Source organism: Corallococcus sicarius, from assembly GCF_003611735.1.
Lineage (GTDB): Bacteria > Myxococcota > Myxococcia > Myxococcales > Myxococcaceae > Corallococcus > Corallococcus sicarius.
Window position 1 is genome coordinate 1 of record NZ_RAWG01000168.1, and the last position, 20,499, is coordinate 20,499.

The 20,499-nt window shown below is 71.4% G+C and carries 19 protein-coding genes and 1 pseudogene; 9 read left to right on the forward strand and 11 right to left on the reverse strand.

The window, feature by feature from the left end; all coding sequences use genetic code 11:
* Positions 1–111, reverse strand: a pseudogene (locus tag D7X12_RS44495) (3-phosphoserine/phosphohydroxythreonine transaminase); the annotation flags it as partial.
* 18 nt (positions 112–129) lie between these two features.
* On the opposite strand from D7X12_RS44495, the gene D7X12_RS23985 reads away from it, so the two are divergent.
* Entirely contained in the window at positions 130–1,317 is a 1,188-nt protein-coding gene (locus D7X12_RS23985) for a serine/threonine-protein kinase (protein ID WP_120627603.1), read from the forward strand.
* A 6-nt stretch (positions 1,318–1,323) separates the two neighbouring features.
* On the opposite strand, the gene D7X12_RS23990 is transcribed toward D7X12_RS23985, so the two are convergent.
* Both D7X12_RS23990 and D7X12_RS23995 read right to left on the reverse strand, forming a co-directional pair.
* Complete coding sequence (locus tag D7X12_RS23990; RefSeq protein ID WP_120627604.1) at positions 1,324–1,665, reverse strand: hypothetical protein; 342 nt, start codon at positions 1,663–1,665, stop codon at positions 1,324–1,326.
* A complete protein-coding gene (locus D7X12_RS23995) occupies positions 1,658–1,903 on the reverse strand; it encodes a hypothetical protein (protein WP_120627605.1) in 246 nt (81 codons plus the stop codon). The genes D7X12_RS23990 and D7X12_RS23995 overlap by 8 nt, the downstream gene beginning before the upstream one ends.
* A 192-nt stretch (positions 1,904–2,095) precedes the next feature.
* On the opposite strand from D7X12_RS23995, the gene D7X12_RS24000 reads away from it, so the two are divergent.
* The gene (locus D7X12_RS24000) at positions 2,096–2,305 is read left to right on the forward strand and encodes a hypothetical protein (RefSeq protein ID WP_120550221.1); all 210 of its coding nucleotides are present in this window, start codon (positions 2,096–2,098) and stop codon (positions 2,303–2,305) included.
* 122 nt (positions 2,306–2,427) lie between these two features.
* On the opposite strand, the gene D7X12_RS24005 is transcribed toward D7X12_RS24000, so the two are convergent.
* The gene (locus D7X12_RS24005; protein ID WP_120627606.1) at positions 2,428–3,333 is read right to left on the reverse strand and encodes an AEC family transporter; all 906 of its coding nucleotides are present in this window, start codon (positions 3,331–3,333) and stop codon (positions 2,428–2,430) included.
* Between the two features lie 159 nt (positions 3,334–3,492).
* Here D7X12_RS24005 and D7X12_RS24010 point away from each other — a divergent pair, with 159 nt between their 5' ends.
* Entirely contained in the window at positions 3,493–4,743 is a 1,251-nt protein-coding gene (locus D7X12_RS24010) for an MDR family MFS transporter (RefSeq protein ID WP_120627607.1), read from the forward strand.
* A 140-nt stretch (positions 4,744–4,883) separates the two neighbouring features.
* On the opposite strand, the gene traC is transcribed toward D7X12_RS24010, so the two are convergent.
* On the reverse strand, positions 4,884–6,692 hold the full coding sequence (traC, locus tag D7X12_RS24015; RefSeq protein WP_120627608.1) for an outer membrane exchange accessory lipoprotein TraC: 1,809 nt from the start codon (positions 6,690–6,692) through the stop codon (positions 4,884–4,886).
* Positions 6,693–6,967: 275 nt separating this feature from the next.
* On the opposite strand from traC, the gene D7X12_RS24020 reads away from it, so the two are divergent.
* Together D7X12_RS24020 and D7X12_RS24025 are read left to right on the forward strand one after the other, a co-directional pair.
* On the forward strand, positions 6,968–7,204 hold the full coding sequence (locus D7X12_RS24020) for a hypothetical protein (protein ID WP_120544820.1): 237 nt from the start codon (positions 6,968–6,970) through the stop codon (positions 7,202–7,204).
* Positions 7,205–7,380: 176 nt separating this feature from the next.
* The gene (locus D7X12_RS24025) at positions 7,381–8,172 is read left to right on the forward strand and encodes an FRG domain-containing protein (RefSeq protein WP_120627609.1); all 792 of its coding nucleotides are present in this window, start codon (positions 7,381–7,383) and stop codon (positions 8,170–8,172) included.
* On the opposite strand, the gene D7X12_RS24030 is transcribed toward D7X12_RS24025, so the two are convergent.
* The 3 genes from D7X12_RS24030 to D7X12_RS24040 all read right to left on the reverse strand — a co-directional run bounded on the left by D7X12_RS24030 (position 8,173) and on the right by D7X12_RS24040 (position 9,558).
* Positions 8,173–8,658, reverse strand: a complete 486-nt coding sequence (locus tag D7X12_RS24030) for a hypothetical protein (RefSeq protein ID WP_244224742.1) — start codon at positions 8,656–8,658, stop codon at positions 8,173–8,175.
* Positions 8,659–8,703: 45 nt separating this feature from the next.
* The gene (locus tag D7X12_RS44500) at positions 8,704–8,958 is read right to left on the reverse strand and encodes a hypothetical protein (RefSeq protein ID WP_244224743.1); all 255 of its coding nucleotides are present in this window, start codon (positions 8,956–8,958) and stop codon (positions 8,704–8,706) included.
* A gap of 411 nt (positions 8,959–9,369) precedes the next feature.
* The gene (locus D7X12_RS24040; RefSeq protein ID WP_120627611.1) at positions 9,370–9,558 is read right to left on the reverse strand and encodes a hypothetical protein; all 189 of its coding nucleotides are present in this window, start codon (positions 9,556–9,558) and stop codon (positions 9,370–9,372) included.
* Between the two features lie 197 nt (positions 9,559–9,755).
* Between D7X12_RS24040 and D7X12_RS24045 the strand changes: the two genes are divergently transcribed.
* The 3 genes from D7X12_RS24045 to D7X12_RS24055 all read left to right on the forward strand — a co-directional run bounded on the left by D7X12_RS24045 (position 9,756) and on the right by D7X12_RS24055 (position 13,347).
* Positions 9,756–11,579, forward strand: a complete 1,824-nt coding sequence (locus D7X12_RS24045; RefSeq protein WP_120627612.1) for an acyl-CoA dehydrogenase — start codon at positions 9,756–9,758, stop codon at positions 11,577–11,579.
* Between the two features lie 64 nt (positions 11,580–11,643).
* On the forward strand, positions 11,644–12,489 hold the full coding sequence (locus tag D7X12_RS24050) for a hypothetical protein (RefSeq protein ID WP_120627613.1): 846 nt from the start codon (positions 11,644–11,646) through the stop codon (positions 12,487–12,489).
* A gap of 336 nt (positions 12,490–12,825) precedes the next feature.
* Positions 12,826–13,347: a hypothetical protein gene (locus D7X12_RS24055; RefSeq protein ID WP_244224744.1), complete on the forward strand. Its 522-nt coding sequence runs from the start codon at positions 12,826–12,828 to the stop codon at positions 13,345–13,347.
* An 83-nt stretch (positions 13,348–13,430) separates the two neighbouring features.
* On the opposite strand, the gene D7X12_RS24060 is transcribed toward D7X12_RS24055, so the two are convergent.
* Positions 13,431–15,653: a M4 family metallopeptidase gene (locus D7X12_RS24060; RefSeq protein ID WP_120627615.1), complete on the reverse strand. Its 2,223-nt coding sequence runs from the start codon at positions 15,651–15,653 to the stop codon at positions 13,431–13,433.
* Between the two features lie 255 nt (positions 15,654–15,908).
* Here D7X12_RS24060 and D7X12_RS24065 point away from each other — a divergent pair, with 255 nt between their 5' ends.
* Positions 15,909–17,126, forward strand: coding sequence for a DUF1615 family protein (locus tag D7X12_RS24065; protein ID WP_120627616.1), 1,218 nt, complete (start codon positions 15,909–15,911; stop codon positions 17,124–17,126).
* 19 nt (positions 17,127–17,145) lie between these two features.
* Here the strand turns inward: D7X12_RS24065 and D7X12_RS24070 are convergent, their stop codons facing one another.
* On the reverse strand, positions 17,146–18,687 hold the full coding sequence (locus D7X12_RS24070) for a fibronectin type III domain-containing protein (protein WP_147443786.1): 1,542 nt from the start codon (positions 18,685–18,687) through the stop codon (positions 17,146–17,148).
* Between the two features lie 155 nt (positions 18,688–18,842).
* The gene (locus tag D7X12_RS24075) at positions 18,843–20,312 is read right to left on the reverse strand and encodes a M16 family metallopeptidase (protein WP_120627618.1); all 1,470 of its coding nucleotides are present in this window, start codon (positions 20,310–20,312) and stop codon (positions 18,843–18,845) included.
* Positions 20,313–20,499 lie beyond the last annotated feature (187 nt).

Here is a 20,499-nt window from a genome sequence, read left to right on the forward strand (position 1 = left end):
CCACTGCGAGCCGAAGATGGTGTTGTTGCTCGTCAGGTGCACGTAGGCGGCGCGGGGGTCGAGCTGCAGCTCGGACTGCTTGGGGACGCGCTGGTAGCGCTTGTCCGCCTGCACGGTGGTGGCCGCGCCATGGTCGCGCCGAAGAACCGCCCTCCGCAGGACGCCCTGCCTCCCCGCCTGGATGCACTGCTCGAGTCCCTGATGGACCGGGGCTTCGCGGAGCGGCTGCGCAAGGTCTACCAGGCGGCCGCCGTCGCCATCGACCGGCTGGGCCACCTGAACGTCGTGAAGTACGAGCCCACCACCGCCGAGCCCGACGACGCCGCGGACCTGTCCCTCTGGGAGACGATGGCGCCCGCCATCGGCGACACGCTGGTGGACGTCAACCGGCTGGTCGTCGCCATCCGCGACGCCTTCCCTCCGCCGGCCCGTCCTGCCAGCTCCAGCGACGGCGGCTGGGCCCCGCCCCCGTCCAGCTCCGACGAGCGCCGCGCGCAGGAAGCGGAGGCCGTGCTGCACGCCAGCGCCGAGCGCCTCTCCAAGCGCGTGCAGGAGCTGGGCGTGCAGATGCGGCGGCCGGAGGTCGTGAGCGACCGCTGGACGCTGATGTCAGAGCTGGCCGCGTCGCGCGCGGACTTCCGCAACCGCGTGGGCGACCTCGTCTACCTCACCGCCGCGGCCTTCGCCGACGTGCGGCACGAGGACGTGGTGCCCGGCTACTCGCACCAGGTGGGCGCGCGCGTGGCCCTCCGGGGCGCGGCGGCGGACCTGCGCCGGTCGCTGCAGGGCCGGCTGGAGCGCGCGGCGAAGGCGACGGACGCCCAGCGGCCCGCGCTGGCCCGTCAGGCGGAGGAGAGCCTCGCGGCGTTCGTGTCCCTGTCCTCGTCGCTCGCGCTGCGCACGCCCACCAAGCGCGAAATCGTCGCGACGCGGGGCCGGCTGCGCGAGGCGGGCACGAAGGCGGAGCTGGGGCCGGACGTGCTGCCCGGACTCGTGGAGCCCTTCCTCGCGCTCCTGGAAGAGGCGATGGACGAGCTGACGCGCACCTGGCTCACCGTGCATGACCGCGCGGTGTGGGCGGCGAGCGGCGTCCGGCTGGAGCAGGTGGACATGCACCTGGAGCTGGGCTCGCCGGGCGCGGCGCGCGTCCTGGAGGAAGCGGTGGAGGCCGCGGGCGCGCTGTCCGGCCGCTCGGTCCCCTTCGACGTCTTCCTCCGCAAGGGCCGCCAGGAGGCGGCCGCGGGGCTCAACGAGGCTGGCGCCAGGGACCTGCTCGCCCGCTTCCGCGAGCGGCTGGCCAGCCTGCCGTTCAGCTAGTCACGCTCAGGGCTTCGGGGTACCGGTGGCGGTGCTGATGCCGGGCAACGGCGGCGGCGTGGGCGCGGTGGACGCCGCGGCCGAGGGCAGCGCGGGCGCCTCCTGCTTCGGCGGCAGGATGCGCAGCGCCTCGAAGCGCTCCGCCAGCGTCTGCGGCGTCAGCTCCTCCTGCCACTGCTTGGGGTTGGTGTTCCATTCGAAGTCGGCCGGCACCTTGCCGCCGCCCTGACTGGTGTAGCCGATCATCTCCGGGAACTGCGTGGACCAGCGGCCGCCGGGATCCGGCTCCTTGGTGACGTGCTGCCGGTTGGGAATGATGAAGGGCTTGGGCTTGGGAGCATCACTCATGCATCGCAGCCTCTCCGAAAGAGGGCCGCATGGGTAGAGGCAAGCGGGCCCCCTGCCGCCTTCGCGCATGGTCCTTGGGGGGCAGCACGCTCGGCCCCAGGGCGAACACCGCCGCGAAGTACCGGGCCTGCGCCTCACTGCCGTAGCGGTAGCGCCGCACGTCCCCTTCGCCGGCCTCCACCTCCACGCGCCAGCCCTTCCGGTCGCACCGCACCGTCACCGTGTTCTCCGCGCCCATCCCACACCTCCCCCGTCCCAACGCTGTCCGAGGGTGTGCGCTATGAAATCTCCGTGCCAGCCTGCCCACGTCCGGCCAAGGGGTTGCGGTGTCAGCAGGTGAGCAGTCGGTGTACCCCCCGGTAACGTTTGCAGCCCTGGACCCGGGTCGTATCGTCCTTGTGTTGGGCTGATCCTGCGTTAACTCAATGGCATGACCCACTTCGAGACCCAGAGCGGAGAGCGATTCGCGGACTTCGATCTTCCCGAGGGCTGCATGATGTGCGGCGGCGCGGTCTCCATCCGGGCCACGCCCGCTGGCGCCCACGGCTACTGCCCCCACTGCCACGTGCTGTCGCGCCCGCAGATGCGCGTGAAGCCCAACGGCGTGGAGCTGTCCTTCGAGACCACGGCGCTCGCCTGAGCGAGCGTCCCTCCTCACGGTGTACGGCCCGCCCGGGGAGCCCCCGCTCGCGGCGGCGACAGACGTAGAAAGAGTGCGAAGAGGCACGTGGGGACCGTGGCGCGCCGCGGTCCCCTTCTTTTTCAGTGCACCAGGGCCATGAGGAGCGGCGCGGTGAAGAACGACAGCGGGATGCCCACGCCCACCATGAGCACCGCCAGCTCTGTGTCCAGCTTGTACTCGGCGGCGATGAGCGTGGCCGTCACCATGGGGGCCATGGCGATCTGCAGCACGGTGGCCTGCTTCACCACCAGCGCGAGCCCCGGGACGAACGCCAGCAGGGCGAGCACGGCGAGCGGCGCGAGCACCAGCTTGTAGGACAGCCCCAGCGCGAGCGCCGGTGCCCGCTCCCGCAGCCCGCCTGGCCGCAGCTGGAAGCCCACGATGAAGAGCGCCAGCGGCGTGAGCAGGTCGCCCAGCCGTTGCAGCACGACGTCCAGCCAGTCCGGGAAGGCGAACGGCCGCAAGAGCAGCGCCACCACCAGGGCCTGGAACGGCGCGAACATCAGCACCTTGCGCACGAGCACGCGCGCGGGCAGCGAGCCCCCGGCGTTCGCCTTCGCCGCCGCCAGCGTGGCGAGCGTCGATGCCACCAGGAACGAGCCCAGCTGATCCGCCACCACCGCCACCGGCACGCCCGCGGGCCCCAGCAGCGCCGCCGCCATGGGCAGCCCCACGAAGGCGGTGTTGCCCAGCCCCGCGGAGAGGACGAGCGCCCCCACCGACTCGCGTGACAGCCCGAGCCGGGGGCCCAACAGGCGCATCAAGACGCTGGCCCCCAGGAAGAGCAGCCACGGGGCCACGGCGGCCACCAGCAGCCCGGGCACGAACTCCAGCCTGTGCATCGCGCGCAGCACCAGCGCGGGCAGCGACACGTTGAGCAGGAAGACGTTGAAGACCGACGCCGTGGCTTCGGGGAACCGGCCGGTGCGGCGGGCGAGCACCCCCAGCACCAGGCACACCCCCAGCAGTCCGATGACCTGACCCATGCCCCGCTTTTCGCCTTCCCGTTCCGGTGGCGGCGCAACCTGGAGGAGCCCGCCTTGGAAGTCCAGTCCTGTGAACAAAAGCCAGTGGTAACGGCCGGGGGGCAGGCGCATTGTGGCGCGCGGTCAGCCTCCCCTTCGACTCCGCGTCCGGCCTCCTTCATGAATCCCGTTGCCACGATGGTGAGAGCGCTCGGCGGGGGTGGCCTGCCGCGCACGTACTGGGTGCTGTGGGTGGGCACCTTCGTGAACCGGCTGGGGGCCTTCGTGGCGCCCTTCCTGGCGCTGTACCTGACGCGCGAGCGCGGCTTCAGCGTGGAGCAGGCGGGGCTCGTCGTGTCGCTCAACGGCGCGGGCGCGGTGCTGGCCGCGCCCCTGGGCGGGATGCTCGCGGACCGGGTGGGCCGCCGCATCACGCTCGCCGGAGGGCTGTGGGCGGGCTCGGGCGCGATGCTGCTCACCGGCTACTCGGACACGCTGCCGCGCATCGCGGTCGCGGCCTTCCTGCTGGGCCTGATGGGGGAGCTGTACCGTCCGGCGGTGGCGGCGGCCGTCGCGGACGTGGTGCCGCCGCGCGACCGCGCTCGGGCGTACGGGCTGCTGTTCTGGGTCATCAACCTGGGCTTCGCCATCGCCCTGCCGCTCGCGGGCCTGCTGGCGACGCTGGGCTACCGGCTGCTCTTCATCGCGGACGCGGTGACCACGTTCCTCTACGGCTGCTGCGTCTGGGTGCTGGTGCCGGAGACGAAGCCCGCGGCGGAGCCGGGGCGCGTGGCGCGCTCCACGCTGGGGGACCTGCTGACGCCCTTCCGCGACGGCGTCTACCTGGCGTTCTGCCTGCCCATCTTCGTGCTGGCGCTCCTCTTCTTCCAGAACCACATGAGCCTGCCGGTGACGCTGGCCGCGCAGGGCCTGAGCCCCACCGCCTATGGCCTGGTGTTGTCCGTCAACGGCGTGCTCATCGTCGCGCTGCAGCCGTTCATCACGCGCGTCACCGGCCGGTTGCGGCGCTCCACCTCGCTGGCGCTCGCGGGCGTGCTGACGGGGGTGGGCTTCGGGCTGCATGCGCTGCCGGCGAGCGTGCCGTGGGCGATGCTCGCCGTGGCGGTGTGGACGCTGGGGGAGATTGTCCAGTCGCCGGTGGCGCCGTCCGTGGTGGCGGACCTGGCGCCTGGCGAGCTGCGCGGCAGCTACCAGGGCGTGTACCACATGATGTGGGGGCTCGCGTCCAGCGCCGCCCCCGCGCTGGGGGGCGCGGTGCTGGGGCGCTACGGGTCGCCCTCACTGTGGGTGGGCTGCATGGCGCTGGGAATCGCGGCCGGAGGCTGGCACCTGGCCATCGCGGGCACCCGCCGCCGCCGGGTGGAGGCGCTGCGGTTGGAGCGCCCGGAGATGAGCGCCAGCCTCGACTGAGGCTTGCGCGGTTCGCGAGGCGTGGAGGCTCGCGAGGCGTGAAGGCCCGCGCGTCGTGCGAGGCCTGCGCGGAGTGAAGGCTGCGGCCCCCGCCGCGACTTCGCGCGGCGGGCGACCGGTGGCGCTTCGGCTCCTGGCGACTACAGGCCCAGGAGGGCCTCGGGCCGCGTGAGGCCGCGCGCGCGGGCGACGGGCTGGAGCACGTCCTGGGGGGGCGCGTCGGCGGTGAGCAGCAGCGCGCGCACGGCGGTCTCCACCACGTCCTCGGCGCCGGGGCGCACCATGCCGCGCCGGGCGTCCTCCACGCGCTTGCCGCGGTACACGTCGAAGCGCGCCTTCACGCGCTTCGCCAGGTCCGCGACGGCCTTGTCGCCCGCGTCCACGCGCAGCTCCAGCTCGTTGCGCAGCTGCACGGGGTCCGCGAGCACGCCGTAGCGGTCATAGCCCTTGTGCGTCACGTCCTCGTGCAGCACCGCGTAGTCCTGCGTGTTGGGCGCGGGCACCTGCTGGGGCGTGAGCAGGTCGCGCATCACCGTCGTCACGGTGGCCGTCACGGTGAGCCGGTGCAGCTGCACGTCGTAGACGAAGTCCGAGTACATCGGCTCCTCCACGGTGATGGGCTCGCGGAAGACGGCGTCGCGGTGGCGCTGCACCTCCGAGCGCTGCGACTCCGCCTTGTCCAACGCCAGCTGCACCGCGCCCTCCAGCACGCGCGTGGCCTTGGCCTTCTGCACCATCAGGCCCTCGTCCTGCGTGCACTGCCCCGAACAGCGCTCCGGGTTGCACTCCCCGGGGAGGCTGCCCGGCTTCTTCGCGTCGCGGGCCTCCTCGCCGCACTCCTGGAGGGCCTCGCGGCACTCGCGCTTCTCCCGCTCGCGGCACCGCTCGGCGGCATCGCGCAGCGTGCCCAGCTCCACCTGGGCGCGCAGGTACTCACGCAGCACCGCGGCCTGCTTGCGCTCCACCGCCTCCAGGGTGCGCTCGGTCTCCAGGAGCTTCGACTCGAACTGGCCGCGCTTGGGGTTGGGCACGGAGCGGTTGCCCGCGAGGTAGCGCTTGGAGCGCTGCGACTCCTCGATGGCCTTCAGCGGCAGCACGCGCTCCAGCGCCAGCTCCAGCTTCACGCCCACGCGCCCCGGGGGCGCCTCCGTCACGACCTTCAGGGGCAGCTGCGTGGGCAGGAACGCGGCCAGCCGGCCCGCGCCCAGCCGCTGGGCGACGTCGGGCGCCTGCGCCTGGTCATCCACGGGCGCGGCCACCACGAGGAAGGCCACCTCGTCGCGCAGCTTCAACCGCACCGCCTCCGCCCGCTCCCGGGCCGCGGTGGCGCCCACGCGCTCCTGGTCCGCGCGCACGTAGGCCAACAGCGCGTTGCCCAGCTTGCCGGCCTTCTCCAGCGTCTCCGCGCTCGCGAAGAAGCGCTTCGCCCACGCCACCTGCACCGCGTCCACGCCCTTGCGCGCGCCGGTGTGGTCCGGGGCCACGGCCAGCACCGCGTCCAGCTCCGCGCGGGCCTCCTGGAGCTTCTCCTCCTTCAACAGCCCCAGCGCCACCCCCACCCGCGCATCCAACGTCTGGGCGAGCAGCGCGCGCGCGCCGTCATGCTCGGGGTCCAGCTCCAGCACGCGCACCAGCAGCTTGGTGGCGGACGGCAGGTCCCCGGACGCATGGGCGGCGCCGGCCTCCTGGTACACCTCCGCGCCCCACTCCTTGCGCACCGCGCGCAGCTTCACGGTGACCTCGGAGGCCTCCGGATCCGCGGCCAGGGCGCGCAGGTAGGCGGCCTCGGCCTCCGCCCAGCGGCGTTCCTTGGAGGAGGCATCGCCTTCGCGCACCGCGCGGGAGAAGGCGGAGCAGCCGCTGAGCAGGATGAGCGAGGCCAGGGCCAGGGCACCCAGCCAGCGGGACGGGACGGGGGAGGTTCGAACGGGGGAGCTCACATTCCGCATCTTCGCGGGAAAGCGCTCCGCGAGTGAAGATTCCGACAGTCAAGCCCGCCTGCTCGGCGGACGTGAAGGCAGACATCCTGGCAGGGCGGGCCCGGGACGCATGACGTGCATAGGCTGTTCTGCCTTTTGAGCGTTTCGAACCTACACGGTCTTCTGCTGGCTGCGATGAGCCAGGGTGCAGGCGTTCAGTACCTGCATGCCCGGCCCTCGGGAATGACGCGACGCACCAGTCGGTAGAGGGAATCAGCACCCACGAGGGGGGCTAGAGAGAACCAATGCCTTGTCCACAGCCGCGACCCACCGAGTTTCATCTCCCGCTGCGGGCTGACTCCTTCTCCATCGAGGAGTACCGCAACGTCCACTGCCGCTTCTACAGCGGCTGCATCGACGTGGCGGTCCGCGAGGACTGGGAGAGCTTCACCTGCGCCAAGTGCCCGCTGTTCCAGGCGGACAAGGCACCGGGTGCGAGTTCGTATGCCTTCACCCAGCCCGCCGATTTCGGGCGGCCGTAGTTCGCCGTAATTCAGTGTTACATCTGTGATTGAGGCGACCGGGCGTCCGACCGGGCCCGTGCTTCCCCGCAGGGGGAGGAAGCGGACCTGGGGGCGCCCGTCGTTCAATGCCTCCGGGCCTCCGGGTTGGTGACGCCTCGTGAGGCAGGCACCACCTTGGGGTGCGAGGGGGCGGGATGCAGGAGCAGCGCGTCACATCATGGTTGGAGTTGCAGGACCTGTTGTTCGGGGGCTCCTGGAACGAGCCGCTGGGGCGGTTTCGCACGAGCTTCGTCTTCCGGGGCGTCCCGGACGCGAGCCTGGACCTGTCGGCGGCGCTGAACCGCCAGGGTGCGTTCGTGCGGCACGAGCGGGATCTGCTGCGCGCCTTCCGCAAGTACGCGCGGGGCGTGCCGGGCACGGCGCAGCTGACCTCGGTGTGGGACTGGCTGGCGTTGGCGCAGCACCACGGGATGCCGACGCGGCTGTTGGACTGGACGTTCAGCCCGTACGTGGCGCTGCACTTCATGACCGAGCGGCAGGAGTACGCGAACGCCGACGGGGCCATCTGGTGCGTGGACTACCACCAGACGAACCAGCAGCTGCCCCGGCCGCTGAGAGACCAGCTGCGGATGGAGGGCGCGGACGTGTTCACGGCGGAGATGCTGGCGACGGTGGCGGGCGACCTGACGACGTTCGACGGGCTGGCGAAGCACCCGTTCGTGTTGTTCTTCGAGCCGCCGTCGCTGGACGCGCGCATCGTGAACCAGTTCGCGCTGTTCTCGGTGATGAACGGGCCGGGCCTGAGCCTGAACGACTTCCTGGGGCACCAGCACGAGGGGGTGCGGCGGCTCATCGTGCCGGCGTCGCTCAAGTGGGAGGTGCGGGACAAGCTCGACCAGGCGAACATCACCGAGCGCGTGCTCTTCCCCGGCCTGGACGGCCTGAGCCGCTGGCTGCGCCGCTACTACGCCCCCCGGCCCCTGTAGTCAGGGGGTCGGAGCGGGAGGTGGTGGCTCCTGCACGGGAGGCTCCACGGGAGGCTGCGGGCTGGCTGCGGGCGGCGGTGTTGGGGGTTCCGGGGGAGTGGGTGGAGCCGCGAAGGAAGCATCGCCCGCGGGCGGAGGAGCCTTGGCGACCACCTGCCCCTGAGGGGTGACCGCATAGGCGTCCCAGGCATCGAGGACCCGGATGCGCGGTCCACCACACCGCCGGAAGTCCTGATGCACCACCACGTAATACAAACCCGACGTCGGCCCGGTGAACACGGCGACCATCAGGCCCTGCTCCGGGGTCGAGCACCCATCGAACAAGGTGGGGTCGGTGTTCGTGCGGATCAACTCGCGCACCGCGCCCGCCGCGGCCACTGCGGCACCAGCCTCCATGGGCTGTCCCACGAGCGTGGCCGAGTTGTCGTCCGGCCATTCAACCGGCGTCTTCCAGGCCGGCGACCGCGCGGCACAGCCTATGAGCATCGCAACGAGTCCTGCTGCCCATCCCCTGACCATCGTCCATGACTCCTATTCGCGCAGCAGTTGCAGCGGCCCCTTCGTGCACTGGGGCGCCGCATCGAACCGACTCACCATCGGGGCACAGATCCCCAGGAGGACCCACCGGCGTCGGCGGCCACTCCACTGCTCGACCTCTCCCGTGGGGAAATAGCGCAGGTAGACCCGCGTCCCGTCAGCTCGCTCCGCGACCAGTGCGGACGCCATCTCGATGGCCACCCTCTTGAACAGGGCGGGCGCGGGATTGCCCGGGACGAGACGGACCATCGCAATGGCGGTCATCGGCTCGAACGCGTCGGTAGGCCAGGCCAGGAGGTCCACCGATGAGGGCGGACTTCCACACGGATGATGACCGTCGCGCAATACTCCGTGGACAACCCCTGGATGGGTCGATGGGTCACCGGGTCGCACGTCCGGGCCCCGGGACGTTTGAGGAGTGCCTCCGCCACGTCTCGCAGCAGATCGATGGGAATGGACCTGTCTTCCGCGGGCATCTCGACCGCTGGAATCTCCGCCCAGGGACCTCGAACCGTCTTCGCAGCCGCAACACGGGTCGGAGCAGGGGTCGAGGCGGCACACCCCACGAGCAGTGGCACCAGCAGGCAGGGCAACGCGAATCGCACGGCGCATCCTCCCATGCCCCAGGAGCAGCGCCCACCGATTCACCGCTCACGCGTATTAGGGCCGTCGCCCCACGGGCCCCACCGGCCCTTGCCGTTCGTCGTCCCGCCGTGCCGCTCGCCTCGCGGCGTCCCGCTCCACATCCATGCGCGTGGTCTTGTTCGCCAGCGCTCCACCCATCACGACTCCCGCCATGATGGCCAGCAGCAACAGGATGCCCACCAGCATCGACCCGATGATGACCATGTGACCGACCTCTCTTGAAGGCGCCCGCGCCTCCAGGGCTCGGGCCACCTCTCTTGAAGGTGCGTCATGCCCCCCTGCTCGCAGCGGCCACACCGGGATGCCCTGCGCCCCCTGTCTCCCCGTCCCCTTGTCCGACAGAAGAAGCCCCGCGCACGACAGCTTCGACGGCGCCGCCCCGTCCTGGTACGCACCAGGACATGAGCGTGCCCCGCCCCAACCCGCTGCTGTCGGACCGCGACGTGGACTTCCAGCTCTACGAGGTGCTGGACACCGAGGCCCTCTGCACACTCCCCGCCTTCCAGGACCACTCCCGCGACACCTTCGCGCTCCTGCTGGACAGCACCCGCCGCTTCGCCCGCGAGGTGCTCGCCCCCACCTACCGGCCCATGGACGCCGCCCCGCCCGTCTTCGAAAACGGCCGCGTGCGCGTCCACCCCGCCATGCGCTCGCTCTACGCCGGCATGGTGGACCTGGGCCTGCTCACCGCCACCCGTCCCGCTGAGGTGGGCGGCCAGCAGCTCCCCCTCACCGTGCACGCCGTGGCCAGCGCCTACCTCATGGCCGCCAACCTGAGCGCCTATGGCTATCTGGGCCTCACGCTCGGCGCCGCACACCTGCTGGAGGTCTTCGGCACGCCCTTCCTGCGCGAACACTTCATGGCCCGCCTCTACCGGGGCGAGTGGACCGGCACCATGGCCCTCACCGAACCCCAGGCCGGCAGCAGCCTGGCGGACGTGAAGACCCGCGCCACGCCCGCGCCCGACGGCAGCTTCCGCCTCCAGGGTTCGAAGATCTTCATCAGCGGCGGTGACCAGGACTTCACCGACAACGTCGTGCACCTCACCCTGGCACGCATCGACGGGGCCGAGGGCGGCACGCGCGGCGTGTCCCTCTTCGCCGTGCCCGCGCGCCGGCCCGAAGGCGACACGCGGGTCCCCAACGACGTCCAGGTGGCCGGCGTCATCCACAAGATTGGCTGGCGCGGCCTGCCCAGCCTCGTCCTCAACTTCGGCGAATCCAATGACTGCCACGGCTGGCTCGTAGGCCAGCCCGGACGCGGGCTCGCCTGCATGTTCCAGATGATGAACGAGGCGCGCATCATGGTGGGCCTCAACGGCGTCGCCACCGCGGCCGTCGCCTACCAGGAGTCGCTCGCCTACGCGCGCGAGCGTCCCCAGGGCCGGCCCGCCGGAGCCCGCGACACCGCGCGCGCCCAGTCCCCCATCATCGAACACGCGGACGTGCGGCGCATGCTGCTGCGCCAGAAGGCCATCGTGGAGGGCGGGCTCGCGCTGCTGCTCACCACCTCCACCCAGGCGGACCTCGCGAACCACGCGCCGGATGAAGCCACGCGCAAGCGCGCACACCTGTTGCTGGATCTGCTCACGCCCATCGCCAAGACGTTCCCGGCGGAGAGGGGCTTCGAGTCCAATGCGCTCGCGCTGCAGATCCACGGCGGCTACGGCTACTCCAGCGAGTACCTGCCCGAGGCGTGGCTGCGCGACCAGAAGCTCAACAGCATCCACGAGGGCACCACCGGCATCCAGGGCCTGGACCTCCTGGGGCGCAAGGCCGTGGCCGGAGGCGGCGCCGCGCTGCACGTGCTTGACGAGGAGGTGCGCGCCACCACCGCGCGCGCCCGGGCCGCGGGCGTGGAGCCCGCCTGGAGCGACGCGCTGGAGGACGCGCTCCAGCAGGCCGCGTCCCTCACGCTGGAGCTGGGCGCGCGGGGCATGGCGGGCGAGGTGGACGCGATGCTGCGCCACAGCGCGGACTTCCTGGAGCTCTTCAGCGTGGTGGCCGTGGCGTGGCGCTGGCTCGCGCAGGCCGCCGCCGCGAAGGACGGCCTCTCGCGCGCGGCCTTGACGGGCGCGGGGGGCTCCGACCGCGCCTTCTACGAAGGGAAGCTCGCCGCCACGCAGTACTGGTTCGCGGTGGAGGTCCCCCGGGTGCCGCTGCTCGCCCACCTGTGTCGCACCGGCGAGGACTCGTACGCCCGCATGCACGCCGACTGGTTCTGAGCGCTCCGCGCCCGAGTGCATCTTCCGCGCGCCACGAGCGCCCGGCATCCGTCACAATGCGCGCATGTCGGTCTCCTTCCACCTGTGCCAGCCCGGTGGGGGCGCCTCGTGTGGTGCCTGCTGCGGCCTCTACAACTTCCGCGACCACTCGCGCGCGGCGCTCACCCAGCGGCTGGCCACGCAGACAGCGCGGCTTGCCCATGCGCCCCGGACGCCGGAGGCCTATGGCGAGGCGGCTCGCGAGCTGACCGCGAACCGTGGCGCCTCCGCGCTCTTCCCCATCGTGCGGGTGTGTCCCCTGCTGGGCTTCCTGGACGCGGAGCAGCAGCGCGTGGGCTGCCTGGGGCATCCCCTGGTGACGGGCGGCACGGACCTGCGCGACTGCGGCGTGTACCGCGCGACCGTCTGCGAGACCTTCACCTGTCCATCCTTCGGCTGGCTCACCGACGCGCAGGCGCGGCTGGTCCAGGCCGCGTGCGCGGACTGGTACCTCTACGGCCTCGTCATCACCGACGTGGAGTTCGTGCGCGGCTGCCTGAAGCTCCTCGAGTGGGAGCTGGGCGGCCCCGCCCGTCCGGAGCTGCTGCGCGAGCGCCCGGAGTCCCTCTGCGCGCTGCGCCGCCTCTTCGCGCTGAAGGAGACCGCTCCGGGGCGCGATGCCCAGGCCACGGTGTTCGGCCGCTTCACCCATGACACGGAGGGCGAGCCCGTTCCGCGCTCGCTCGACTACGCGGCCCTGGGCACGCGCGCCGCGCCCGAGGACGACGTGGTGCTGTGCCTGGGCTACACGCCCGGAAGCGCTTCGGAGCTGCTCGCCGCGAGGCAGCTGGTGCGCGAGCACGTGCAGGCCGTGGCGACCACCTTCCCTGCCTGGTCGCCTGCTCCTACCGAGCGACCAACCCCGCCCTGACACCGGGCGCTTGCAGCGGCCGGAGGTCGTCCGCACGTTTGCCTGCGGGAGGATTGGCGGATGGGTGGACGCTGGCTTTGGATGGGAATGGTGGGACTGTGCTCGCTTGCTTCCGGATGTCGGGAGCACGACGGCACGGACACGACGGGGCTCCAGGCGACGCCGACGAGGGACTCCACGAACGGGGCGCTCTGGGTGCCCGCCAGGCCCGTCCTGGCACAGGGCGCGACGGACGGCCTCCGGTCCCAGGCGATTGCCCAGATACCACCGGACACGGCGCCACCTCCGGGGACCCGACGGCTGCTGCGCAGCCCTCCGGAAAATGAACCCGACCGCATGGAGGAGGAACAGGTCCCAGACTACGGAGGCAGCGGCGACGCCCAGGCCCAGCAGGCCCCGGCCACCGGCGGCAGCGGCATGCCCCCGGCCCGGCCTCCCGCGGAGGGCGCCGTGGGGCCGACCGCGAACGGACAGCCCGGAACGCTGGCCCCGGACGAGGGCCGCGTGATGATTGGCGCGCAGGCGGTCCAGGCCAACGACGACGAGGCCTGGTACGAGGGCGCGGCCAAGGCGGCGCAGGCGGCCGTGACGGACAACACCGCGGACCGGCCGCTGGAGCAGGTCGTCATCGCCTCCAGCACCGTGAGCGGCAAGGTCACGCGCGTGGGCCGCGACAGCCTGCACGTGCGCGACGCCGAGGGCACCGTCTACGAACTGCAGCTCGACCCTCGCAGCCGTGGCCTGCGCCAGGGCCAGCGCGTGTCCCTCCGGGAGCTGCGCGAAGGCACCCCGGTGAGCGCCCGGTTCGACCTCATCGGCGGCCGCACCGTCGCGCGCGACGTGCAGGTGCGCCGCTAGTCACGCCGTTGGACTCCCGAAACGACGACACCCGGGAAGCCTTGGGGCTCCCCGGGTGCCTGTCTTCCATCCTGCGGAACCGACTAGTAGACGGCCTTGAGCGTCACGCCCGAGTACGCCGCGTAGCCGCGCAGCTTCACGTAGTACTTGCCCGCCGTCGTCTTGGTCAGCGTGCAGGTCTCCGCGTTGCCGGAGGTGTACGGACGGCAGTCGTACGTGGTGGTCGTCGGCGAGGAGCCGAAGCGCACGTACAGGTCCGAGTCACCCGTGCCACCCGTGGTGGTGATGGTGACCGTCGTGTTCGCCGGCACATCCAGGGTCGTCCACTCCGTGGTGAAGGAGGAGGCCGCGCCGGAGATGCCCGTCACCGGCACGTTGCTCTGCAGCACGTTGCCCGTCGGTCCGCCACCGCCCGTGTAGCTGCCCTTCAGCGTCACGCCCGAGTACGCCGAGTAGGCGTTGAGCATCACGTAGTAGGTGCCAGCCTGGATGTTGGTGATGGTGCACGTCTCCGCGTTGCCACCGGCGTACGGACGGCAGTCGTAGGTCGCCGCGTCCGGCGCGGAACCGAAGCGCACGTACAGGTCCACGTCACCCGTGCCACCGGAGGTGGTGAACGTCAGCGCCGTGGAGCCCGCGGGCACCGCCAGCGTGTAGTACCTGTTGTTGCCCGCCGCGTCCGCGATGCCCGTCACCGCGACGTTGTTCGTCAGCGGGACCGTCGTCGGAGGCACCACCACGCCGCCCACGCCCACCGCTTCCCAGGCGGCCTTCACCGCGTCCTGGGTGGCCTGGTCGTAGCCCAGCTCCTGCGCGGCCTGGATGGTCCAGGTCTTCGCCTGCAGGAACGTGGTGCCCGCCGTGTAGATGTCCGTGTTGGCCTTGTACCAGATGCGGGCGGCCTTCTCGACGCCGATGGCCGGCACGTTGATGGTGGAGCGGCCGCGCGGGTGCACGCCACCCTTGGACAGCAGCGCGAACGCCAGGTTGGGCACGCCGGAGCTGTAGTGCACGTCCGTGCCGGACGTCACGTTGGCCGCCCAGTCCTTGGACGCGCCGTCCTTCACCGGGTCATCCATGTAGCGGAGCGCGTCGTTCGCCGTACCGGGCGTCCAGACGTCCTCGCCCACCATCCAGATGGCCGGCGCGGTGCTCCAGGTGCCCGACTTCCAGCTCTCGCAGATGGCGCCGAACGTGTCGGACATCGCCTCGTTGAGGCCGCCGGACTGGCCGGAGTACGTGAGGTTGGACTCCTTCGACGTCACCGCGTGGGTCAGCTCGTGGACCGTGACGTCCGCGTCCTTGCCCAGTTCGATGGAGTTCACGCCATCGCCGTCGCCGTACACCATCTGGGTGCCGTCCCAGTAGGCGTTCACGTAGTTGGTGCTGTAGTGCACCGTGCTGATGAGGACGGCGCCCGCGTTGTCCAGCGAGTCGCGGTTGAAGAGCGTCTTGTAGCAGTCGTAGGTGTAGCCCAGCATGTCGTAGTTGGTGTCGACGTGCGAGTCACCGATGGCCGCCTGGCCCTCGCTGCGCTTCAGCGTTCCCGGCGTGCTCGTGCCGTTGTTCGCGCTGTAGACGCGGCGGTTGAGCGCCGTGTGGATCTCCGGCGCGCGCAGCACGAGCGAGCCGTCCTGGGCGCTCACGTAGACGCGGTCGCGGATGGGGCTGTCCACGCCCTCGCCCGTCACCGTCACCTCGTAGGCGAGGCGCAGCGCGCCGTCCTCGGTGCGCACGTACACCAGCCGGGGCGTGCCCTGCGCGGACAGGTCCTTGCCCACCGTCGCGGCGAGCGCCGCCTCCCGGGCCGCCGTCCCCGCGATGCGCGGCGTGGCGGACAGCTTCATGCCGTCGCGCGCGGAGCCGTTGGCCGCGTACACCGTGCCGTCCGGGCGCACGTGCACCGCCAGCTCACCGCCGACGACCTCCAGGCCGTTCTTCGTCTGCTTGAAGCGCAGGTGCTGGTTGCCCTGCTCGTCGCGGTGCGAAGAGCGCAGCACCAGGTCCTCCGCGTTGAGCCGGAACGCCGGCGCCACGCCCGCCACCGCCGGATGCGCGGCGGACAGCGTGTTCAGCGTACCCACCGCGCGGCCCAGCTCGCCCCGGATGCTGTCCGGGATGCCGTCCGCGTGCACACCCACCACCTGGGCACCACCGAGCGCGTTCAGCGTGCTCTGGATGTCCTCGCCCGACTTCTCCTGCTCCGGCGCCTGCGTCTCATCACCCGTGGAACCCTGCGTACCGCACGCCGTCAGAGCCACGCCGAGCCAAGCCGCGCCAATCGTCTTCAACAGTCGAGTAGCCAACGCGATACCTCCAAGAAGAACAGCGGGATGATACGTGTCACACTTGAAATCATCAGGGCAACTACTTTTTGGAGAAAGTGCGTTTAGTTACTTTCCCCCGCCCTCCAGAACAAGCCTACTGAGCGCGAATTACACGTTAATCGGACCTCCTTTGGATGAGTCTGTCTTCGAGCCTCCCTGGCGACAGCCTCGGTGCCCGGCAGGATGTTTCAGGTGTTTCAGGAGGCGGGCCGCAGCATGCACGGGAGGGCTGACATGACGCAGGATGCCAGTCCCCGGCCCCGGGGGTCGAGGACGACGCGGGCCCTGGCGCTGGTGGTGCTGCTGGGCCTCGCGGTGGGGTGCGCGTCGCGGGCGCCAGGGCCCGCGACGGAGGTCCCGCCTCCGCCCCGGCTGACGGCGGCGCAGGTGGCGCGGCTGCTGCCCGCGAAGGTGAAGGGCGAGGAGCGCGAGGGCTGGGCGCGCGACGTGCTGGCGGCGCTGGACGCGGAAGCGCAGCTCCCGTCGCCGTCGGTGGTGTGTCAGGTGCTGGCCGTCATCGAACAGGAGTCCGGCTTCCAGGCGGACCCCGCGGTGCCGGGGCTCGCGAAGCTGGTGCGTCAGAAGCTGGACAGCACGGCGGGGAAGCTGGGGCCGCTGGGGCGGCGCGTGCTGGAGGAGGTGCTGGCCGCGAAGCCGAAGGGGGCGAAGCGCTCCTTCGGGGCGCGGCTGGACGCGGCGCGCAGCGAGCGGGACCTGGACCGGCTCTTCCGCGACATGCTCGCGTACTACAAGGAGGCCTATCCGGCGACGTACGCGGCGGCGGACCTGGCCAGCACCCTGTTCGGCCCGTCCTCGTTCGCGGGGCAGAACCCCATCACCACCGCGGGCTCCATGCAGGTCAGCGTGCGCTACGCGGTGGAGAAGGCGGGCGAGGACGCGGATCCGGACGAGGTGCGGGACTCGTTGTACACGCGCGCCGGGGGCGTACGGTACGGCACGTCGCGGCTGCTGGGCTTCGAGGCCGCGTACGGCGAGCCGCTCTTCCGCTTCGCGGACTACAACGCCGGTGTCTACAGCTCACGCAACGCCGCGCTGCAGGCCCAGGTCAGCCGCCTCACCGGAATCACTCTCGCGACGGATGGCGACCTGAGATTGTATGACAAGGAAGGCGAACCCCGGGATGAAGACAGCCAGAGCCTCAAGGCCTTGCTTGTCTTCAGACAACGTCACGCACCGCAATTGAGCGAGCGCCGGGTGCGCAAGGACGTGGAGAAGGAGAAGACCGCGGAGTTCGAAACAACCGACACGTATCTCTCGGTGAAACGCGTGTATGCGAAACAGACGGGACAGCCGCCCGCCTACGCCCAGCTTCCGCAGGTGACGCTCAAGAGCGTGAAGCTGAGCGGGGAGCGCAGCACGGCGTGGTTCGCGCGCTCGGTGGATGCGCGCTACCAGCGGTGCCTCACCCGCCACCGCCAGGCTTCGCGGTAGCGGGCGCCTTCTTCCGGGGCTACGGCGTGGTGAAGGCCGCGCTGAACGTCGCCGCCTTGTAGACGGGCAGCACGTCGGCGGTGGCGCCCGGCGCCTGCCAGGGCGTGAAGGACGAACCGTCCGCCGTCACGCGCACGTAGTACGTGGAGCCGGCCTCCAGCGCGCCCGGCGGCGGGCTCACCTGCTGCCGGTCCGACGTCACGAAGAAGCTCACCGTCGGGCTGTCGGTGGCCTCCGCCCCCAGCTTGATGAACTCGACCTGGTAGGACCCGGGCACCCCCTCGAACGGCGACCGCCAGCTCACCACCGGCTGGGTGGACGTCACCGTCCGCACCGTGGCGGCATCCATCCCGTCGATGCGCAGCAGCCGCGGCGGAGTGATGACCGGCACGATGGCGTGGGCCGTCAGGGAGGACAGCCGGTCCATGACGAGCATGCTGCCGCTGGGACGGTGGATCCTCTTGCCCACGATGACCGGGGTGGGCGAAACGAACGTGTAGCTCGCGGAGCCCACCAGGCCCCAGCTTCCAGGATAGGGATTGCCGTAGGTGAAGCGGCGCGCGATGTCGCCGTCCTCGCCGCCGGGGACCTCGAGCGTGAACAGCTCGCCCTGGTAGCCCACCCGGCCCGCCGTCAGGCTGAACGTCGCGGGCATCACGTCGAACCGGGCCTCGCCGGCCTGCGCGTCCGGGTTCACCTCCGGGCCCCAGCGGGTGAACGCGGACAGCGGCCACTGCGGGGAGAAGGACGCCTGGCGCACCGCCTTCAACTCGCCGGACAGCACCAGCGCCGGGTCGCCATCCGGGGTGAACGAGACGGCCGGGGCATGCAGGCTGCCCACCACGGTGCGGTACTTCAGGGGCGCGCCGCTCGGCAGCCTCCCGTCCTCCACCAGGTCGAGCTGGTTGACGTAGAGCCGGTCGCCCTTCTCCCCCTCCAGGACGGGCAGCCTGCCGTCGAGGGACCACGCCTGGGCTTCCATGCCCTGCATCTGGGTGGCGCCGGCCACGGGCTGGGCCGCCGGGAACGTCAGTCCGGCCGTCCAGGCCACCTCGCCGCTGACGACCTCAAGGAGGCTGCCTTCGGCGGAGGTCTCGTGGGCCCGCCAGGGTTGGAGCCCGGTGAGGTCCAGCCTCACGGGCGTCTGGATTGCATCGGAGGTGACGGTGTCCGGCCGGCCGTTGCGGTTGACGCCCAGGTCGAAGCGGCGCGTGTGGCCGAGGTAGTAGGTGGTGTCCGAGCGCAGGTAGTAATCCGCCCCTTCCGGCACGTCGCGGAAGCAGACGCTCCCGTCGCTCACGGCGACCGGCGCGCGCCGCTCGAATCCGGAGCCCTGGAGGATGAAGAGCTCCAGGTCGCGGCCCGACAGGTCCTGCGGGACGGCGGTCACCCTCGCGCCCGAGTGGAAGCGGGTGTCGGCCTTCACCAGCACGGCGGACGAGGCGGGGCACTCGGGGTTCTCCGCCGGGAGCTCGGCGCGCACGGTGGGCTCCGGTTCGGCGCAGCCCAGCCACGTGGCGCAGGTGGGGACCAGCAACAACGACAGACGACGCAACGACATGACGCCTCCAGGCGACTTGCGATGGTGGAGTGTCGGCGCCAGTTCCAGCGCCGACCCCCACTCCTACGCAGCCACCTGCCCGACATGCCGGGTCACCCGGGAAGTCCTTGCCTGGCGCAAGGACTTGCGGTCCCAACGACCCGGATGCCTCGCGCTCAGCGAATGGGCGCGGACACCGGGGTGAAGCGCTTGTCGGAGATCTTCATCTCGGTGACGGGGCCGTACTTGCGGGCCACGTCGCGCAGGGCGGATGCCTTGCCGATGAGGACGAAGGTGAGGTCCTGCGGGGCGGGCAGGACGCGCTGGAGCACGGTGCGTACGCTGTCGCGGGTGGTGCCGGAGACGGCGCTGGCGAACCCGTTCACGTCCTGGGCGTCCAGGCCGTAGAAGGCCAGCTCCGACAGCTTCATGGCCAGCTGCGCGCCCGTCTCCAGCTTCGGGGGGAACTGCCCCAGGACATAGGCCTGGGCGGAGGCGAGCATGGCGTCATCCATGCCGTCCTTGCGGTAGCGCGACAGCACGTCCAGGGCCAGGTCGATGGCGCGGCCGGTGCTTTCCGTCTGGGTATAGGAGAAGAGGATGACGGGGCCGGCCTGGAGCCCGGGGAAGAGCGAGGAGCGGGCGCCGTAGGTCAGGCCCGTCTTCACGCGCAGCTCGGTGTTGAGCAGCGAGGTGAAGCGGCCGCCGAGCACGGTGTTGCCCAGCTCCATCACGACGCGGTCCGGGTCCGTGCGGGGGATGCCGGTGTTGCCAATCCAGAAGTACGTCTGGGTGGCGTCGGGCTTGTCCACGAGCAGCACGCGCCGGCCCTTCGTGGGCGCGGTGGCGGGCACCGGGGTCAGGGGCTGTCCGGCGGGGGCCCAGCCGCCCAGGGCGGACTCCAGCTTCGCGGCGAGCGCCTTCGCGTCGAAGTCCCCCACGACGGAGAGGATGAGCCGGTCTCCACCGAGGTTCGCCTTCGCCCAGCCGAGCACGTCGTCCCGGCCGAGCGCGGGCAGCGAGGCCTCACTGCCTCCGATGGGCTGGCCGTATGGGTGCGCGGGGAAGTGGAACGCGTCGAAGTACGTGCCGATGAGGGCGCGCGGGTCGCCGTCCTTCGCGGCGGCCAGCTCCGACACGCGGCGCGCGCGGGTCTTCTCCAGCTCCTGCGCGTCGAAGCGCGGGCGCACGAGCATGTCTGACAACAGCTCCACCATCAGCGCGGAGTCGCGGGCGAGGAAGCTGCCGGTGAGCGTCACCGCGTCGCGGCCGGGCGTGACCTCCAGCTCACCTCCCACGCCGTCCACGGCGTCGGCGAACTGCTGGGCGTCGCGGGAGCCGGCGCCCTTCTGGAGCAGCTCGGCGGTGAGCGCGGCCAGGCCCTCCTTGCCCGCGGGGTCGGTGACGGCGCCGCCCCGGAGCCACGCCGAGAAGGCCACGAGGGGAAGCTCGCGCTTCTCCACGAGGAGCAGCCGCGCACCGTTCTTCAGCGTGACGGTGGTCGCGGCGGGCAACGTGACGCCCTTTGGCGCGGGCTTCGGTGGCGTCGTGGCGGCCGTAGCGGCGGGCGCGGGCTTCTGCGTCGCGGCAGCGGCAGCGGCCTTCGGCGGCTGCGTGGCAGGAGTCGCGGCGGGAGCGGTCGGCATCGCGGCAGCAGCGGCCTTCGGCGGAGCGGCAGTGGCCTTGGGCGTAGCGGCGGGAGCGGGCGTCTGCGCGGAGGCGGAAGCGGAGAGGAACAGCAGCGCGGCGAGCGCGGAGTGCAGCCGGAAGGGAGCGTTCATCGCGAGGCCTCCTTACGCTGTCTCTTATACACCTCTGACGCTGCCGACGACT

Coding starts and splice junctions, on each gene's coding strand:
- D7X12_RS23985 (WP_120627603.1), top strand. CDS start 130: ATGGTCGCGCCGAAGAACCGCCCTCCGCAGGACGCCCTGCCTCCCCGC.
- D7X12_RS23990 (WP_120627604.1), bottom strand. CDS start 1,665: ATGAGTGATGCTCCCAAGCCCAAGCCCTTCATCATTCCCAACCGGCAG.
- D7X12_RS23995 (WP_120627605.1), bottom strand. CDS start 1,903: ATGGGCGCGGAGAACACGGTGACGGTGCGGTGCGACCGGAAGGGCTGG.
- D7X12_RS24000 (WP_120550221.1), top strand. CDS start 2,096: ATGACCCACTTCGAGACCCAGAGCGGAGAGCGATTCGCGGACTTCGAT.
- D7X12_RS24005 (WP_120627606.1), bottom strand. CDS start 3,333: ATGGGTCAGGTCATCGGACTGCTGGGGGTGTGCCTGGTGCTGGGGGTG.
- D7X12_RS24010 (WP_120627607.1), top strand. CDS start 3,493: ATGAATCCCGTTGCCACGATGGTGAGAGCGCTCGGCGGGGGTGGCCTG.
- traC (WP_120627608.1), bottom strand. CDS start 6,692: ATGCGGAATGTGAGCTCCCCCGTTCGAACCTCCCCCGTCCCGTCCCGC.
- D7X12_RS24020 (WP_120544820.1), top strand. CDS start 6,968: ATGCCTTGTCCACAGCCGCGACCCACCGAGTTTCATCTCCCGCTGCGG.
- D7X12_RS24025 (WP_120627609.1), top strand. CDS start 7,381: ATGCAGGAGCAGCGCGTCACATCATGGTTGGAGTTGCAGGACCTGTTG.
- D7X12_RS24030 (WP_244224742.1), bottom strand. CDS start 8,658: ATGCTCATAGGCTGTGCCGCGCGGTCGCCGGCCTGGAAGACGCCGGTT.
- D7X12_RS44500 (WP_244224743.1), bottom strand. CDS start 8,958: ATGGTCCGTCTCGTCCCGGGCAATCCCGCGCCCGCCCTGTTCAAGAGG.
- D7X12_RS24040 (WP_120627611.1), bottom strand. CDS start 9,558: ATGGTCATCATCGGGTCGATGCTGGTGGGCATCCTGTTGCTGCTGGCC.
- D7X12_RS24045 (WP_120627612.1), top strand. CDS start 9,756: ATGAGCGTGCCCCGCCCCAACCCGCTGCTGTCGGACCGCGACGTGGAC.
- D7X12_RS24050 (WP_120627613.1), top strand. CDS start 11,644: ATGTCGGTCTCCTTCCACCTGTGCCAGCCCGGTGGGGGCGCCTCGTGT.
- D7X12_RS24055 (WP_244224744.1), top strand. CDS start 12,826: ATGGAGGAGGAACAGGTCCCAGACTACGGAGGCAGCGGCGACGCCCAG.
- D7X12_RS24065 (WP_120627616.1), top strand. CDS start 15,909: ATGACGCAGGATGCCAGTCCCCGGCCCCGGGGGTCGAGGACGACGCGG.
- D7X12_RS24070 (WP_147443786.1), bottom strand. CDS start 18,687: ATGTCGTTGCGTCGTCTGTCGTTGTTGCTGGTCCCCACCTGCGCCACG.
- D7X12_RS24075 (WP_120627618.1), bottom strand. CDS start 20,312: ATGCCGACCGCTCCCGCCGCGACTCCTGCCACGCAGCCGCCGAAGGCC.